The organism is Gudongella sp. QWL-04 (assembly GCF_058683975.1).
Window position 1 is genome coordinate 1532695 of sequence record NZ_CM178754.1, and the last position, 16901, is coordinate 1549595.

General features: G+C 39.5%; 20 protein-coding genes and 1 tRNA gene. 6 read left to right on the forward strand and 15 right to left on the reverse strand.

Annotated features, from left to right (window positions below):
* Positions 1 to 72 precede the first annotated feature (72 nt).
* Genes AC4PHB_RS07725 through AC4PHB_RS07735 form a run of 3 tightly spaced genes read right to left on the reverse strand, consistent with a single transcriptional unit; the run spans position 73 to position 708 of the window.
* Positions 73 to 267, reverse strand: coding sequence for a hypothetical protein (locus AC4PHB_RS07725; protein ID WP_492135876.1), 195 nt, complete (start codon positions 265 to 267; stop codon positions 73 to 75).
* A 42-nt stretch (positions 268 to 309) separates the two neighbouring features.
* Positions 310 to 498, reverse strand: a complete 189-nt coding sequence (locus AC4PHB_RS07730; RefSeq protein ID WP_492135877.1) for a helix-turn-helix domain-containing protein — start codon at positions 496 to 498, stop codon at positions 310 to 312.
* Positions 499 to 522: 24 nt separating this feature from the next.
* Positions 523 to 708, reverse strand: a complete 186-nt coding sequence (locus AC4PHB_RS07735; protein ID WP_492135878.1) for a helix-turn-helix transcriptional regulator — start codon at positions 706 to 708, stop codon at positions 523 to 525.
* Between the two features lie 174 nt (positions 709 to 882).
* Between AC4PHB_RS07735 and AC4PHB_RS07740 the strand changes: the two genes are divergently transcribed.
* The gene (locus tag AC4PHB_RS07740; RefSeq protein ID WP_492135879.1) at positions 883 to 1575 is read left to right on the forward strand and encodes a helix-turn-helix domain-containing protein; all 693 of its coding nucleotides are present in this window, start codon (positions 883 to 885) and stop codon (positions 1573 to 1575) included.
* Positions 1565 to 2734 (forward strand): tyrosine-type recombinase/integrase, encoded by a 1170-nt coding sequence (locus AC4PHB_RS07745; RefSeq protein ID WP_492135880.1) that lies wholly within the window; start codon positions 1565 to 1567, stop codon positions 2732 to 2734. The genes AC4PHB_RS07740 and AC4PHB_RS07745 overlap by 11 nt, the downstream gene beginning before the upstream one ends.
* Before the next feature lie 117 nt (positions 2735 to 2851).
* On the opposite strand, the gene AC4PHB_RS07750 is transcribed toward AC4PHB_RS07745, so the two are convergent.
* A tRNA-Arg gene (locus AC4PHB_RS07750) sits at positions 2852 to 2928 on the reverse strand.
* 462 nt (positions 2929 to 3390) lie between these two features.
* On the opposite strand from AC4PHB_RS07750, the gene AC4PHB_RS07755 reads away from it, so the two are divergent.
* The 4 genes from AC4PHB_RS07755 to AC4PHB_RS07770 all read left to right on the forward strand — a co-directional run bounded on the left by AC4PHB_RS07755 (position 3391) and on the right by AC4PHB_RS07770 (position 8680).
* Positions 3391 to 4731: a purine-cytosine permease family protein gene (locus AC4PHB_RS07755; RefSeq protein WP_492135881.1), complete on the forward strand. Its 1341-nt coding sequence runs from the start codon at positions 3391 to 3393 to the stop codon at positions 4729 to 4731.
* Positions 4731 to 5810: an S-methyl thiohydantoin desulfurase family protein gene (locus AC4PHB_RS07760; RefSeq protein WP_492135882.1), complete on the forward strand. Its 1080-nt coding sequence runs from the start codon at positions 4731 to 4733 to the stop codon at positions 5808 to 5810. Before AC4PHB_RS07755 ends, AC4PHB_RS07760 begins: the two co-directional genes overlap by 1 nt.
* A gap of 13 nt (positions 5811 to 5823) precedes the next feature.
* Positions 5824 to 7377, forward strand: coding sequence for a hydantoinase/oxoprolinase N-terminal domain-containing protein (locus tag AC4PHB_RS07765; protein WP_492135883.1), 1554 nt, complete (start codon positions 5824 to 5826; stop codon positions 7375 to 7377).
* Between the two features lie 79 nt (positions 7378 to 7456).
* On the forward strand, positions 7457 to 8680 hold the full coding sequence (locus AC4PHB_RS07770; RefSeq protein ID WP_492135884.1) for an IS256 family transposase: 1224 nt from the start codon (positions 7457 to 7459) through the stop codon (positions 8678 to 8680).
* Positions 8681 to 9065: 385 nt separating this feature from the next.
* Here AC4PHB_RS07770 and AC4PHB_RS07775 read toward each other — a convergent pair whose 3' ends face one another.
* The 11 genes from AC4PHB_RS07775 to AC4PHB_RS07825 all read right to left on the reverse strand — a co-directional run bounded on the left by AC4PHB_RS07775 (position 9066) and on the right by AC4PHB_RS07825 (position 16753).
* Positions 9066 to 9527, reverse strand: a complete 462-nt coding sequence (locus AC4PHB_RS07775) for a RidA family protein (RefSeq protein ID WP_492135885.1) — start codon at positions 9525 to 9527, stop codon at positions 9066 to 9068.
* A 2-nt stretch (positions 9528 to 9529) separates the two neighbouring features.
* Positions 9530 to 10297, reverse strand: a complete 768-nt coding sequence (locus tag AC4PHB_RS07780; protein ID WP_492135886.1) for a creatininase family protein — start codon at positions 10295 to 10297, stop codon at positions 9530 to 9532.
* Positions 10298 to 10437: 140 nt separating this feature from the next.
* Entirely contained in the window at positions 10438 to 10629 is a 192-nt protein-coding gene (locus AC4PHB_RS07785; RefSeq protein WP_128425382.1) for a 4-oxalocrotonate tautomerase, read from the reverse strand.
* A 21-nt stretch (positions 10630 to 10650) separates the two neighbouring features.
* Positions 10651 to 11532 carry a 4-hydroxy-tetrahydrodipicolinate synthase gene (dapA, locus tag AC4PHB_RS07790; protein WP_492135887.1) on the reverse strand — a complete coding sequence of 294 codons (882 nt, stop codon included), beginning with the start codon at positions 11530 to 11532 and terminating at the stop codon, positions 10651 to 10653.
* Between the two features lie 124 nt (positions 11533 to 11656).
* On the reverse strand, positions 11657 to 11806 hold the full coding sequence (locus tag AC4PHB_RS07795) for a hypothetical protein (RefSeq protein WP_492135888.1): 150 nt from the start codon (positions 11804 to 11806) through the stop codon (positions 11657 to 11659).
* A gap of 65 nt (positions 11807 to 11871) precedes the next feature.
* Complete coding sequence (gene dinD, locus AC4PHB_RS07800) at positions 11872 to 12729, reverse strand: DNA damage-inducible protein D (protein ID WP_492135889.1); 858 nt, start codon at positions 12727 to 12729, stop codon at positions 11872 to 11874.
* Between the two features lie 82 nt (positions 12730 to 12811).
* Complete coding sequence (locus AC4PHB_RS07805; RefSeq protein WP_492135890.1) at positions 12812 to 13114, reverse strand: hypothetical protein; 303 nt, start codon at positions 13112 to 13114, stop codon at positions 12812 to 12814.
* A gap of 35 nt (positions 13115 to 13149) precedes the next feature.
* A complete protein-coding gene (locus AC4PHB_RS07810) occupies positions 13150 to 15300 on the reverse strand; it encodes an AAA family ATPase (protein ID WP_492135891.1) in 2151 nt (716 codons plus the stop codon).
* 128 nt (positions 15301 to 15428) lie between these two features.
* Entirely contained in the window at positions 15429 to 15938 is a 510-nt protein-coding gene (locus AC4PHB_RS07815) for a hypothetical protein (protein ID WP_492135892.1), read from the reverse strand.
* Positions 15939 to 15985: 47 nt separating this feature from the next.
* Positions 15986 to 16564, reverse strand: a complete 579-nt coding sequence (locus AC4PHB_RS07820; RefSeq protein WP_492135893.1) for a hypothetical protein — start codon at positions 16562 to 16564, stop codon at positions 15986 to 15988.
* Between the two features lie 9 nt (positions 16565 to 16573).
* Entirely contained in the window at positions 16574 to 16753 is a 180-nt protein-coding gene (locus tag AC4PHB_RS07825; protein WP_492135894.1) for a hypothetical protein, read from the reverse strand.
* Positions 16754 to 16901: the final 148 nt, after the last annotated feature.

A 16901-nucleotide genomic window follows, 5' to 3' on the forward strand; every position in this document is an offset into this window, starting at 1 on the left:
TTCCAGATCAAAATATGTTCTAGTTCATTTATTTGATGCTTCAGCATTAGTACCGCATTTGGAGGCTCTCTGCTAGGTTTCATATCCATCAAGTTTACCTCCTTTAATAATTCTGATTACAGCGCTTTTAGGTGTTGGATCCTTGATACCAAACTCATTTCTAGTATCCAGGGTTTGTTCCTTACGTCTATTAATGGCAGCTTCAACTCGTTTCTTTCTTTTGTTTTCTTTTCGAAGCCTCTTTAGATCGTTTTTTTCTAAATGCATAGCTAATAGTCCCCCTTTAGCAGTAGTACACCGCTCTATTGGTTAAATTATTGATTTCTCCGCTGCCACTTTATCGAGGAACTGTTCAAGGCCTAGCCTATGGATTTTTATCGTACGCCCTATCCTCACAGTAGGGATTTTCTCTGATCTGATTAGTTCATACAGTGTATTTTTTCCTATGCCAGAATAAGTTTGAGCCTCAGTTACTGAAAGTAAATACTTATCACTCATTTTTTACACCCTCCCCTTACTTAGTTAAAAGAATAGATCCTCAACAGATCTTCCGAGTTCAGCCGCTATTTTCTTCATGATTTCTCTTGTTGGATTTGCTTTTCCAGTTTCTATTAGCCTAAGATATTGTGGCGTTATCCCAACTTTTGAGGCTAAGTCGATTTGTTTGTAGCCTCTTTCAATTCGTGAAATCTTTACCTTGAAATTCAAAATATTCACCTCTTTCCTATACTGTTTCGTAATTGAATATTTTCTATTAACTTGATTATAATATTCTTTATTGAATACTGCAAGTATAAAAATAAAATTAATGTTTCACTTTTGAAATTATTTTCTTGTAATTGAACCTCAGCTTTGATATTCTCTACTTGAGGAGGCGAGAGTATGAGGTTGAATGAATTTATACAAGTTGGATCGAATATAAAAAAAATCAGAAAAGAAAAGGGTATTAGTCAAAAGCAGATGGCAGAAGAAATATTGAAAATTCCAAGGTCTACTTACTCAAACTACGAGAATAATAATAGAGTTCCAGATAAAGGTACACTTGAGAAGATAGCAAAAGCATTAGAAGTTGACGTTACTTCTTTTCTCAGCCACGAAGACTATGAAAGACTTACCTTTGAGACAGATTTTGATTTCAGCGAATTGGATCCTGAAATATTAGAAGTATTTAATAAGTTCAAAGAAAGCTTGTCAAATGGGCTTCCAGGCGTTAAAATAACAAATTCTGTTCTAATTCAAAACATAATAATTAACTATCTCGCAAGAGTTAAAGCTGAATCAGACTTAGATGAGCGAAGGATACTGGAGGAGTTTAAGATAATAGACGACGTTCTACAAACCGGTAATGCTCAATTCAATCGACTTTACGATATCCACAGGTCGGAATTGATAGAAAAACGAAGAATTGAATCAATAAACGAGATTAAACATTTACTTGTTGAATACGGTCTTAATAATCCACCGGAATTTGTCCAACAGCTCGCCTCCAATCATGTTTCAAAATACGGAGCAAAGGACCTACCAGAAGCAATTATTCTCCTTTTAAAGAAAGGAGATAAAGTGAATGGCTCGTAAACCTATCGTAAATACCAATATCAATGGAAGTGACTACTTTAGGACCCGACTCCTGATAGGAATCGATAAAGAGGGAAAGAAGCTTTATAAGAACTTCTATGGTAAATCCAAAGGTGAAGCTGAGAGCCTCAAAAAGGATTATATTCTGGCACTGGAAAAAGGCATCAATCCTGACTTAGGATCCATCCCTTTGGAGAAGGCCATCCATGATTGGCTCTGGACCGTTGAAAGAAGCAGCGGAAACAAGTCCTCAACCTTCGAAAGACATGAGTCAACTTATAGGAACTACGTTGAAGGTTCAATGATCAGCAAGATACCTGTATCACAGATAGGTAAGATTATTATCCTCAAGTACTATAATGAACTCATTGAGACCGGTAAGAGTTATAAAGTATTGGAGAACCTCCATAAGTTCTTAAGCAAGTTTTTTAGGTACGCATTATCTGAGGGGTATATCGTAAGAAATCCATTAGTAGGATTAAAACTACCGCGAGAGAACGAGGATGATATCGAGGATCAGGATGTTAATATAGAGACTTTGTCCGATGAAGAGATCAAAAGAATACTTGACTCAGTAGGTAATAAGAAGTTGAAATATATAATCCTGTTTGCCTTTATGACCGGTGCTAGGATGGGTGAGATTTTAGCCCTGGAGAAGAAAGACATCAAGGGAGATGTCGTCAGGATCAATAAATCCCTAAGGACTGTCAGAGTGTACGAAGATGAAGACAACTATAAATATGAATTGAAGGTAACAAGACCTAAAACTAAAAGTTCTAATCGGGAGGTGCCTTTGCCTGAGACTCTAAAAAGAGAGCTGAAGAACCTTTATATCCTGGTAAAAGAAGAGAAGTTAAAGCTAGGCCCAGCTTATGAGGATAATAATTTACTCTTCCCTTCTATCACGGGAACCTATATTGAAGCTAAGAATCTTCGGAGGAGCTGGGAGAGAGCATTAAAAAAGGCTGCAGTCCCTCATAAGAAGTTCCACAGCCTAAGACATACCTATGCGACGAGAATGATAGAGAATGAAGTACAGCTCCTAACTGTCTCAAGGCTTTTAGGCCATAGTTCTATAAAGACTACTGAAATCTATGCTCATACCCTCGAGGATACCAAGTTCGAAGCAGTGAAAACATTCGATGCAATGTTCAATTAGAACCTTAAACCTTATCTGAAAATGGATAAGGTTTTTATTATTAATAATCCCATGGTGGCTAAAAGGTGGCTAAAATGAAAAAAGCAAGGGTATAAAAACCCTTGCAAATGTTGTAATTGGTACGCCCAGAGGGATTCGAACCCCCGACCAACTGGTTCGAAGCCAGCTACTCTATCCAGCTGAGCTATGGGCGCACATGAATTTTGATACTATAATAGTATACCTCCAAACACCTCCAATGTCAATAATCATCAGCATTTCCAAGGTTTATGTTCTTCATATCTACAATTGGTAATAATCCTTCGGTTGGGAGCAAAGTGGTAAATTATAGTATCCTTTATCATCCATTACCATATCTACTGCACGGATTACTGCACGGATCCCCAATGTATGAGATTATAATTAATACCCTATATTCCTCTTTCTATATTAAATATATGTTTATCAATGGATTAAAAGCACTGTGGATTAAAAATACTGTGCTTATGCTATCTTGGTTCTATATTTTAAGTTTTCTTAATATCTAACGTTTTCCCCCGAATGAAAACGATTGATTATCGTTATTATTTTATCATGTGTTGACTACTATTTTACCTAATGCTACCATTGCTTTTAAAAGATTCTTAAAATTTAATCAATTGAATGGAGACGATTTTATGGAAAATGTAAAAAACCCCACACAAGAAGTCTTAAAGGAAAAATCCATTATCAAAGACTACGAGAAACAGCCTGTCCCAGAGAGCGAAAGAAATGGATGGTTTAAGCTCGGGCTAGTGTGGATAGGAGGAGTTATATCTCTTTCTGCAACAGCTTTGGGTGGAGCACTTGGTAGTGGTATGCCACTTAGCCAGGCTATAATTAGTACTTTAGTAGGTTCTTTTGTGTTGGCAATACTTAGTAGTATTTGTTGTGTCGTTGGAGCAAGAACTGGATTGGCGATGTCCCTTGTATCTTCATACTCTTTGGGAAAAAGAGGAGCAATGCTAGTATCATTAGTGACTGCCATTGCATTATTCGGTTGGTTCGGAGTCCAACTTGATCTTTTCGGTGATACATTGGCACAAGTAATATTAAATGTATTCAACGTCTCAGTTAGCTCAAATATTTTGATTGTTTTAGGTGGAATATTAATGACCTTAACAGCTATGTTTGGTTATAAGGCCATTGAAAAACTGAGTGTTGTTGCAGTTCCACTATTAGGGATACTTCTATTCGGGTCATTATTTATAACACTTAACAATTTCTCATTTGGTGAATTATTGAATACCCCTGTCACTGCTTCTCCAATACCTCTTGGAACAGCAATTTCAATGGTTATTGGTTCACTTGCGGTTGGAGTAATAATCGGACCAGATTATTCAAGATATGCAAGAACAACTAAAGATGCAATCTTATCATCTACTTTTGGATATTTTGTAGGAACTGTTGTAGTACTTATAATTTCTGCCATATTGGCAAAAGCAACATCTCAAACTGATATTATCTCAATCTTTATAGGACTTGGTTGGGGTACAGGTGCGATGGTAGTCCTAATCCTTGCACAATGGACAACAAACAATACAAATATTTACTCAGCTTCATTGAATTTTTCAATTATCTTTTCAAAAATACCCAAGTACATCTTAACAATAGGTGCAGGTGTTATCGGAATAAGTCTGGCCGTATTGGGAATATATGATAATTTTATTATGTTCCTAAGTTTCCTAAGTGTATTGATTCCTCCTGTAGGTGGTATATACGCGGCTGATTATTTTATGAATAAAAAAGCATACAGTTTTGATAATATTGATAGAATAAAAGATGTTCGTTGGTTAAGTATAGCAAACTGGGCAATTTCTTCTGTTGTTGCTTTTATGACAACTGCAGCGCCAGTTGGATTAGGAATGCTTCGTCTTACAGGAGCATCTGGTCTAGACTCATTTGCTGTTGCTTTTGTGATTCAAATTGGATTGAACCTTGCTTTTAAAGGGAAATCAATACTTAAGGAGGAAAATTAATGCGCTTAATTGGTAAAGAAGAAATTGAAAACATAGCTATAGGAGCTGCCCTACTTGGCACAGGAGGTGGTGGCGATCCATATGTTGGTAAATTAATGGCTATCCAAGCTGTTGAAAAATATGGACCAATAAAGTTATTGGATATTAATGATATCGAAGACGATGACTTAATAGTTCCATCTGCTATGATGGGAGCTCCGACTGTGATGATTGAAAAAATTCCAAGTGGGAAAGAAGCTCTTGTCTCATTTAAAGCAATGGAAAAGATACTGGAAAAACCTATAAAAGCTACAATGCCAATAGAGGCAGGAGGGGTAAACTCTCTACTCCCCTTGGCTCTTGCAGCGGAGCTTGGTTTGCCTGTAGTTGATGCAGATGGCATGGGTAGAGCTTTTCCCGAACTACAAATGGTTACTTTCTATATAGATGGTGTTAAGTCAACCCCAATGGTACTTTCTGATGAGAAAGGTAATAGTATTGTTCTTGATACTGTAGATGGTTTATGGGCAGAGAAAATTGCAAGAACTGCAACAATTACAATGGGAGGATCTGTTATGATTTCAATCTACCCCATGATTGGAAAACAGGTTAAGGACTCCTCCATCAAACAGTCACTATCATTGGAACAAAAAATAGGTGAAATAATCACAACAGGCAAGAAAGACAATATGAACCCAATCAATGAACTGCTAGAACTATTGAATGGCCACAAATTATTCGAAGGTAAAGTTGTAGACATAGAAAGAAAGACGGAAGGTGGTTTTGCTAAAGGGGAAGCCCTTATACAAGGCTTAGGTGAGAATAGCTATAGAACCTGCCGATTGAAATTTCAGAACGAACACCTACTAGCTGAATCGGATGGGAAACTTTTATGCATGACGCCTGATCTTATAACTGTCTTGGATGCTGAAACTGGTACGCCTATTACTACTGAAGGTATCAGATATGGCGCCCGATGTGTAGTCATAGGTATCCCATGTGACAATAAATGGCGTACCGATAGGGGTATTGAACTTGTAGGACCGAGATACTTTGGATATGATACTGACTATATACCTGTAGAAGAACTTCAGAAGTAAGGGGGACATGGAATTGACTAGTTATAAAATTGGAATTGATGTAGGTGGTACAAATACGGATGCTGTCTTACTTGACCAGAATTCAAATGTAATTCATTCTCTTAAGACACCCACAACGAGAGATGTAAGCGAAGGTATAGATTTGGCTCTTAGTAGGTTGCTTAATGAGTCTAACGTGGATAGATCTTTAATAAATTACGCCATGCTTGGTACAACCCATTGTACAAATGCAATTGTTGAAAGGAAAGAGTTGAATGAAGTAGCAATAATCAGAATTGGTGCCCCAGCTACATTAGCTATACAGCCTTTAGCAGGTATCCCTGATGATTTGAAAAAAGTTATTGGGAAACATGTATATCTTGTAGAAGGTGGTCATGAGTTCAATGGGGATGAGATAGTCCCATTCAATGAAACTGAACTTCAAAAAATCGCCTCAGAATTAAGCGGAAAAGTTGACTCTGTTGCAGTAACTTCAGTTTTCTCTCCTGTCTCAAAAGATCACGAAGAAAGAGCAGAGAAAATCATCAAAGAAGTAATGGGTGAACATATGCATGTATCGTTATCGAGTGAAATTGGCAGTGTGGGCCTACTAGAGAGAGAAAATGCCACTATTTTAAATGCCTCAATTATTAATGTAGCAAGAGCTACAGCAATGGGATTTATTAACGCTCTAAAAAAAGAAAGCATAGAGGCAAAAGTATTTTTTTCACAAAATGATGGTACGTTGATGTCAATTGAGTATACTATGAAATATCCAATCTTTACTGTAGCTTGCGGTCCAACCAATAGTCTGAGAGGTGCATCATACCTTGGAGAGAAACAAAACGCAATAACAGTTGACATAGGTGGGACCACAACTGACATAGCAGTGCTTTCAAATGGGTTCCCTAGAGAGTCATCACTTGCTGTTGAAATTGGAGGGGTCAGAACAAATTTCAGAATGCCCGATATCTCATCAATAGGTTTAGGTGGAGGTACCATAATCTATGGTAATGGATCAGAAATCAAGATTGGCCCAGAAAGTGTGGGATTTGAGATAACACAAAAATCATTGGTTTTTGGAGGAGATGTTATAACTGCTACTGATATTGCTGTTGCGGCTGGTATTGCTGAAATAGGCGACAAAAAAGCCGTTGAACACTTAGATAGAGCATTTGTTGAACAAGCTTACAGCAAGATGATTGATATGGTTGAAAGCGAAATTGACAAAATGAAAACCAGTTCTGATCCTATACCTGTAATCCTAGTTGGAGGTGGAGGTATATTATTTAACAAGCAATTCAAAGGTGCTTTAGAAGTTATAAAACATCCCAAAGGCGGTGTTGCAAATGCAATTGGAGCAGCTATTGCTCAAGTTAGTGGTCAAATTGAAAAAGTATTCTCCCTTGATGAGCTAGGAAGGGAAAAAACACTTGAACTTGCAAAGAATATGGCTTTAGATGAAGCTCTAAATGCTGGGGCTAACCCTGATACACTTCAAATTGTTCAAATGGAGGATGTTCCTCTTGCTTACTTACCTGGTAATGCAACCAAAATTACAATTAAAGCAGCTGGAGATTTATACTAGTATTGAGACTGTAAAATATTTTGTGTATGAGATACCTCTGGATTGAGATAAAATAAAATCAATCCGGAGGTATTTAATTATGGCAAAAATCAAAAGAGATCCAAAGAGAACAGAAGCAATCAAAAAGTTTTTAGAGCTCTACCAGCCAGAATCTGTAGACGACATCTACGAGAGTCTAAAAGACATGCTAGGAGAGACGATCGAGCAGATGCTTGAAGCTGAGTTGGATGAGCAAATAGGCTACTCAAAAGGTTCAAAGCCTCAAGGAGTCTTAAATGCTAGAAATGGCTACAGTTCAAAGACATTAAAGTCAAAGACTGGAGAATTGGACATCAACATCCCTCGAGACAGGAACGGTGAATTTGAGCCACAGATAGTCAAAAAGTATCAAACCGATATATCCCATATCGAAGAGCAAATAATATCAATGTACGGCAAAGGAATGACCGTAGCAGACATATCAAAGCACATAGAAGACATCTATGGATTTTCAGTCTCCAACGGCCTAATATCACAGATCACCAACAAGATCCTGCCAACCATAGCAGAATGGCAGAATCGTGGGCTTGAAGCAGTCTACCCCATAATATTCCTTGATGCTATCCACTACAACGTCAGACAGGATGGCATAGTGACCAAAAAGGCAGTATATATCATAATCGGGATCAATATGGAAGGCAAGAAAGATGTTCTTGGGATGTGGGTTGGTGAAAATGAATCCTCTAAATTCTGGCTTACCGTTATAACAGAGCTTAAGAATCGAGGGGTACGAGACATCCTGATAGCCTCCATAGATGGCTTAAGTGGCTTTTCAGAAGCAATACATGCAGTATTTCCAAGAACAGAGATACAAAGATGCATAATCCATCAGATAAGAAGCTCAACAAAGTATGTCAGCTACAAAGATGTAAAAGAACTAATGAGAGATCTAAAAGATATCTACAAAGCTCCAAGCGAGGAACAAGCGCTAAGAAACCTGGACGAGTTCGAAGATAAATGGGTCAAAAAATACCCGTCATGCGTCAAATCCTGTAGAAGCAACTGGGCAGAACTATCAGCATACTTCAAATACCCAGAAGAGGTCAGAACCATAATCTACACAACAAACGCCATGGAGAATTTCAACAGGCAGCTAAGAAAGGTAACAAAAAGCAAGTCAGTATTCCCGTCGGATGCAGCACTGATGAAAAGCCTGTATCTTGCTATGTTTGACGCTACTGCAAAATGGACCTCTAGAATCAGGAACTGGGATTATATACTAAATCACTTTGCAATCTACTTCGAAGGCAGAGTAGCACTTTAATCTTTAAAGGCATACAAAGGCTGTCAAGAAAGTGAGCCTTGACAGCCTATTTGGCGCTGTGATTAAATTAAGCTGATGATCAATCGAACTTTAACAACTTGAATCCTAGTGTTTTCAATCTTTTCTACCAAGAAATTATCTTAATCCAAAGGTGAATACACAAAATATTTTACACTACCGCTACTGCACGGATTTGAGATTTGTTATAATTCTCTCCTCCAGACAGGATCCCTGCAATGCAGTCTTTTCAATATCTGTAGCAATTATATATACCAATTATTTGAATTTGACCAACTGGTTCGAAGCCAGCTACTCTATCCGGCTGAGCTATGGGCGCATAGTTACTTCAGTCACTATATTAGTATAATGCCAAAAGCTTTTCGTGTCAATCTACCTCGACTATGACCTCTATCTCTACCGGAAGGTTAAACGGCAAGACACTTGTGCCGATTGCTGACCTTGCATGCCTGCCTTTCTCACCAAGCACTTCTACGAAAAGGTCAGATGCACCGTTAATTACCTTTGGTTGATCAAAAAAATCATCTGTGCTTTGAACAAAGCCTAATACCTTGACAAATTGCTTGATTTTATCCAAGTCTCCGAGCTCGCTCTTAAGTACTCCCAGTATATTTATTGCAGTTATCCTTGCAGCCTCATAGCCTTGCTCGATTGAGAGGTCAGCCCCCAGTTTTCCTGACATGACCACCTTGCCTTCCCTCATTGGGCCATTCCCAGATAGGTAAAGCATATTTCCTGATCTTCTCGCAGTAACATAGTTACCCATAGATTTTGTCTGGCCTGGTAGTATAATACCTAATTCACCAAGCTTTTTTTCAATTTCAGACATCGTTATTCCTCCTTTGTTTGTTCTAAAATATTCTGATACATGGCCTCAACTGTTGCTTCAAAGAACTTTTTACCCAATTCTTCCGTAGCTAGGGTTGGGTCGCCCAGAACTCCTATTTCTGATATCCCAGTTACTCCATGTTTAAACATGGTTTCAACCAACTCTCTAGTTGGAGGACCGACATAGCCTGGTTTTGCCTTATCCATTCTTACATACTCAGGAGCAAGATATAGCATCAGCGATGTCTCAAAGGCGCAAGCATGACCACCGCAGCTTCCAATGGGCATAGAGCTCTCCTTTTCAATTTTTGATAGTATAGCTATCAAACGGTCCAGAGTAAGTGCATTCAAGAAAACCGAGTCCTGAAATTTTATCTTAAAATCATCTATGAGCTTGATCGTTGTATCCATGTTTCCGCCATGGGAGGCTAAGAAGATGAATTTCTTGAAGCCATGTCTTAGGTAGGATTGCACATAGTCCTCAACTACAGCTTTGAATGTATCAGGTCTGAGGCTTAAGCTGCCAGGCAACACCATATGATGCTCTGAAAGCCCTGGGATTATAGTGGGTGCAACCAATGCATTGCCCAATCTTTCTGCAAGTCCGCATGACAATCCTATACCAATAGTTTCATCTGTACACTCCGGTAGATGAAGCCCATGCTGCTCCATTGCTCCAAGACTAATGATCACCGTATCGTAGCCTGAAACAATTTTCTCTCTGATATCTGGCCAAGACAAATATCTCAATTGTAAATGTTCCCCTATCATTATTGTATCCCCCTCTCTTATTAATATATTGTATTAAGTTAAATCGCAAAAGTGGAGATCGAAAAATAAAGCTGCCTAAAGGCAGCCCTTTGGACGATCTGTGATCGCTCATACAGCCATTTGAATATGGCTGCAATTCACTATTTATTTATGTCGCAGTGAAGAACTCCACCTTGTGCGTAATCTTCAAATTCCATCTCTCTAATTATAATCTTAACTGCCTCAGTCTTACATCCAACTGTCTCTACCAAAGCCTCAGTTACCTTTTTTGCCATTGCTCTCTTCTGTTCTACAGTTCTTCCTTTTAGCATTTCAACCTGGATTATTGGCATTTGTATTCCTCCTTTGATATATTAAAGTACGCCCAGCTTATCAAGGGCTGCTTTTACTACTTGTTTTTTGTCCTCTTCGAGATGTCTCAGTGGTCTCCTCGGTATTCCTCCCTGGTAACCAAGCATATTCATTGCAGCCTTAAGGGCGGGAACTCCCATGCCCCCAGTAACCATGAAATTTATATCTATAAGCTTTAGCTGGAGCTCTCTAGCTTCCTCCAGCTTACCTTCCTTTACAAGACTTACCAGCTTGCAGCACTGGTTGGGGAGTATGTTTCCAAGAGCTACTGTTGCACCTCTTGCTCCGACGGTAAGTGCCGGTAATAAATAGCCTGCATTCCCCGCAAATACTATAAAGTCATCGTCAGTATCCCTTACTATCTCCGAAAGCTGAACGATATTGCCTGATGTATCTTTAATACCTACAATATTTGGATGCTTAGCTAGTCTTGCTATTAACTTTGATGACATATTTATACCTGTGTTCCCTGGCATATTATAAAGCATTACAGGAATGGGCGATTCATCTGCAACATCAATAAAGTGATTGTAGAGCACTTCCTCATTCATACTTCCTTTGTAATAATGAGGAGGAAGAATAAGAGCTGCATCTGCACCCAAATCTGCTGCTTCCTTACAAAAGTTTATCGTCTCTAGAGTGGAATCATAGGACGTGCCGACGATTATCCTCTTTTCCTTGGTAAAATTGTCAATACAGAACTTTATAAGTTCAAGCTTTTCCTTATGAGTAAGATAGACAAATTCGCCATTTGATCCAAGAACTACTATACCGTCAAGTTCAGTCTTCGCCAATAGGTCAAGATTGTGCTTCAGCTTCCCGTAATCGATCGATTCATCCTCTGCAAAAGGAGTTACAATCGGTGTGTAAATTCCTTTGAACATTCTATACCTCCTTAATATATTTTTGGAGCTGGTGGTGGGAATTGAACCCACGACCGGTGGTTGTTCGTAAGGTAGTATGTTTAAACCCGCCGAAATCGACGGGTTTAAACCGTATGATACCTGATTAATTCTTACACCCATTTTTATCGCATGTAATTGCTTTGCTCGTATTCTGCCAATGATCGCTGATCTTTGTTGTGTCTACTCCGCAGCCAGTTTTGCCACCTTTGACACCAGAATGGACTTCTCCTGTTGGAATGTGTTCTACAGCCATTGTTTCTCCCTCCTTTAATTAATTTTTTTGTATATTAAGGCATTTCTACATTATTGCATATTTACCTATTCATCCAGCATCAGCTTCTTTTTTGAATCCCTGAGCTTACGGATTTCCTCCCGCTCAATTGTTCGAATGCTTTTGTCCGGCACCGGCAGGTCTTCCGGAAGGGTAGCTCCCATTTCAATAATTGCTTTGCGTATCTTTTCAGCCACTTCATAGTGCGTGTTATTTGCTGCGGCAGCCGTTGATACTTCATCCCGCTTCAGTTTTTCTTCCGTCTGCGAAATTCTGAACAGATTGGCGATCAGCTCTGTGCTACCCATATAATCAAGAATTTTGTCATCTTTCTTTAAGCCTTTTTTCGTATGAATATCTGAGACAGTCATGCCGCCATAAAGTCCCATGTAGCCGGCATTTTGGAAAATTGCAAATTCTTCATCGGTAAGAACTCCGGCGTTGTGTGCTGCTTCAGCAAGGAGCTGATTCCATTGCTTAATATTGCCGCGAACAACTAATCGTTTATTATTTTCGTCAAGCTGATTAAAGGCATCCTGAACTTCCTGACGACGTGTCTGAATGGCAAAATAGGTTTGACCCAATGCTATTATTTCCTTGCGTGGATCACCATTTTGAACAATCAAATAACAAGCATAGCGTGTAAGTTCATAGTCTTTAATTTTTCTTTGAGTTAAACTGCCTATGTCGACCATTTTGCTGACCTCAGCAAAATGGTCGTTAACCTTAAATCCGCTGTTTTTGCAGGCAAGAACAGCACGGTCAATTACTTTCTGAAAATTTCTCCATTGAACATATTCTAAAACTTCAGCAAGCTCACGAGCATACCAGAATTCAGTACCGTTTTCCCGCACATGCTTAATGCTTTCAAATGTTTTATATTCTTCCGCGTTTAAATTGGACATGTTCAATCCTCCGTATGATTGTTAAAAAGACAGCTTTTCTATACTCAGTTGGTAGTACGAGCTTAAGGAAGGATGGTCGGCATTATAACGAAACATCCCGATAGCCGCCTATAATCCCGATTGAGCCGTAATTCCCCGGATTGCCGTAATTTCCAACATTGCCATAATTACCGTATGAGCCGAAATTCATATTCAAATAAGGCGAGGTCTTATTGAACATGAGCCTATTGCCTTGGACAATTTCTCCCAGATACTTTCCTTGCATATCAATCAGAATCTTCTCGTTTGTGAGAAAATGTCCGATGTTCTGCCCAGATGGAGCATGGAGATGCCCATTAACTAAATTTGCTATATGATTACCTTTACTATTAAAGAGATACTCCATAGTTGGTCTCCTTTCTGGTTAAAATTTCTGCGAAGTCACTCCGCCAATTCAGCTGTAACAAACATATCTGCGTCTGTGATATAATTTTCAGGAACAATGTTGAAGCGCCTCACATCAAGAGAATATATATAATCGTTCTCGATGTGGTACGTCTCGTCAACATATTTCCGGAGGACATCATTCTTTTTCCGTAGCCGCTCCCGTGCATCTTTGTTCTGCTCGGTGTAAGCGCGGAGTATCAGCATTTTTATATATGCCGATGTTTCCCTGCCGTATCTGCTCAACAGATTTTGAGCAGAGCATTGGCCAAGCACAGTCGCATAATCAAATTCTGTGATAAAACCTTTTATGTATTCGACACCCTCATTAACTTGTTCATCAGTCAGTTTGATCTTACCATCTGAATCTGAAGTTGGCTCCGGACGACCGTGAATCAGACTGGATAGGATGTTATAAGCGTTTGACTCCGTTTGCGGATTCTTAAATTGATGTTCAATAAACTTCCGCAGACAGCCGATTCTTGCTGCAATATCGATATTGCCGTCCATAGCCAGTTCTTTGAAAAGGACTACAGAGGACATCAGGTCGTCACCCTTTTGAATCGGTGTACACTGGAGTTGTCCACCGACATTTTCAAAGTAAGTAGCGCAAACCGAAGTCGGGGTCTGCCGCCCTGAATTTGTCTGAATATAATCGATGACTGGCTCAAAGTCATGCGTGAGCATCAAGACAGTTCTCTCATAGAGACTATTGCCTCGTTCTCCGGTCTTGAAAAGACGGTTTATGATAGCATACTTTTTGTTGCTGTCGAATGATGATATCGGGTCGTCAAGTATTATCAGCTTGGCATCGCTCCTAATAGCATCGAACATAAAAAGTATCAGAGCGAAAGAGTGCTTTTCGCCCCAACTCAGATGTTTGCCTGGCGACTGTACATTGCCGGGGTTGCCGTCAGGAAGAATGAACTTTAGTAGAGCCTTAGCGTTATTTTCGCCACTCACTTCGACTTCGAATGTATACTTAAAGCCAGCAAGGCTCAGAAAGTCGTTAATATCCTGCTTCCTGTCCTTAATCTTATCCTGAATATACTTATTGTACTTTCCAATCTCACCTTTCAAGGCGTTTACCTTCGTAAGAAGGTCATCGATTTCAGTATTGACTGCACCCATCTCATTCTTGGTCAATTCCGTTGTAAAATAGGTATCACAAGCACGAAAATCAACCTTCATATCAGCAAGTTTTGTTTGCAAGTCGCCAATATTGTCTTTGTCAACAGATGATCCGTTAAACGACAAAATCGCTGTCAGCCTTCCGTGCAAATAATTTGCCTCGGCGCAGAGTTTTGTGAGCTGCGTTTCAAGCACCTGTAAATCATCTTTTACACCGAACAAAGACATCAGTTCAGATATCTTTGTTTCATCTAAATACGGCCTGAGAGCCTCAAGTGCTTTTGATATTGCCGAAGCCGCCTCAACACTCGTTTTATCAAAACTTTCTGCGAATACACGATTTATGGTTTCGGTTTTTTCTGTATCACCCGCAGAACAATAGGGGCACAGTTTTTTGTTCCCGAATTGCTCATATCCTTGCAGACGCCAAGCTGCCCACTTGGATACAGTGTCTCCCTCCAAAAAGGGCTTCAAGTCACTTAGTTCAGGGTGGGGGTTGAAGTATGCGCCTTTTCCTTCAAGGAGGCCTTTTACTCCGCCCCTCTTTGCTATTTTATTACCACTGGTAAATTTGATTGTATCAATCAAAACACCAATCTGACTGCGTAATTCAGCGATGCCTTGCCGCTCAGTTATTGTGGTTCGGATTTTAGTCAAGGCATCATCAATGTTCTTCTTAGCTTCATCGTACTCTGATGAACGAATCAGTACTTCGAAGGCATCTTTTATCAAAGAATCCGGCTGATAAACATACTGGCTGACATAATTATCATCAAAAATGGCTATGTTGCCATCGGTTACACCATCAATTGATGGTGCAGTCGCTTCGCTTGCACTACCGTATGGCGCAAGTTCGGTAAGTTCTTTGCTCTGCGACTTTAGGTAAATAGCCCGTGCAATAGTGGACTTGCCACTGCCATTCCTGCCAAACAGGATATTAAGCGTATCATCACAAAGTTCTAATTCGCCGCTCGTGATGTTATTGCAGTTATGAATTTTGATTGTCGTAGCAGTCATCTCATGTACCCTCCCCATAATTATTTTTCAACCCAACCATGTCTTCCTGATTCTTTTGTGTATGTCCGTCTCATATAAAATAAATTATCTTGTAGCAATGTCTGTGCTTCCGGAAATTTGACAACCGTTTAGAATTTTTTCAAAGTAGGAATCTTAGTACCTTTAACATTCACGCCTAAGATTGCAGCCCCCAACACAAGCGCGCCCCCTATAATAGGGACTCCGTATTTGATTATATCATTGAGAAAATGTTTGTTCTCAGTATCTTTTGCTGAGATACGATCTGCAACAGTTATCATCTGTTCTGTTATTTGCGCTCTTTCTTCAGCAGTAGTTGAGTTCTTTTTTAAGAGTTCACCAAGGTCATCGAGAATTTTCTTATAGGCCTCTATTGCTTCCTTCTGGCTTTCGCCATTTGCCTTCATTGCGTTATCGCATATGATATTTAACTGTGCAAGCATGTTATTTGCTGATTCAGTGTAAGAGGGAAACTGCTCAATAATTTTGATTGCAATATCTTTATCCATATTCGGAATTGCTGAAACAAACTCCATGATTTTGTCTTTAGTCATATTTCTGAAGCTGTCAATAGCCAGTGCCTTCTTAACCTCATTTTCAGTAACCATATACTTTGCCATAACCCTTTTCTCCTTGTCTCAAGTTTATTTTTAACTCCGTGGCGCAGTCATGAAATATGATATCCCAACGAATTAACCGTTTTTAAAAACTTGTCCCAATGAACAGGATACTTATTGCTGCCATATACCTTAATCGGCTTACCGTTCATAAAATTGACCTCAAGCTCCCATTGCGTTCCGTCCATGATGTGCGGGTCAACGTAGCGTTTCCTCCAGTCGGTGATATAGCAATGAAAGACTTTATGCATAAACGCCTGCCACTCTTCCTGGCTGAGCGTTTCTTTAATGGTAGGTTCTTCGGGCAGATATCCTGCTCCGGAAGAAAAGTTTACGGCGGCGTCATCTTCCGATTTTATAATCATAATCAAGTAATTGTCGCCGAAAAAGCCGCCTATGTTGAAATAAAAAGAGATGGCGTCGGCTTCAAGGTCAGCGGTCGGTGCTCCAAAATCCTTCTTGCATTTGTTGCAGTGATATACCGGATCGCAGTTGGTAATAAGGCATCCACCGAGAACAACTTCGCCTTTGTCGAGCCGTTCCTGGAGCTCAGGACTCATTGCAGGCATGCCGTATAAAATTTTTGCCGCTTTCTTCGAACCGCAACGCGGGCATATCCTCCTCGCCATACCTAACCCCTACGCTTTCTTTGCCGCTGCCAAAATAATCATCACAGGGAAAAAGGCAATCATAGCAACGGCAAATATCGCCTTACTAAATCTGTCGGTATTAACAGTTCTCTTTGTAAAAGGCAGACGAAATAAATAACCAGCTTGAGCAAAAGCATCAGCACCAGTACTATCATCAGGAAAAACCATATTGACAAAATACTCATGACTTCCACCCCCGCATATAAAATAAATTACCTCGCAGGGAAGTAATTTAAGTAGCTCAAGATTTTAAACCCCTCGAATTCGATGGGTTTAAAATCGTCTGAAGGTTCTGCTATTTAGACTTATTATACCA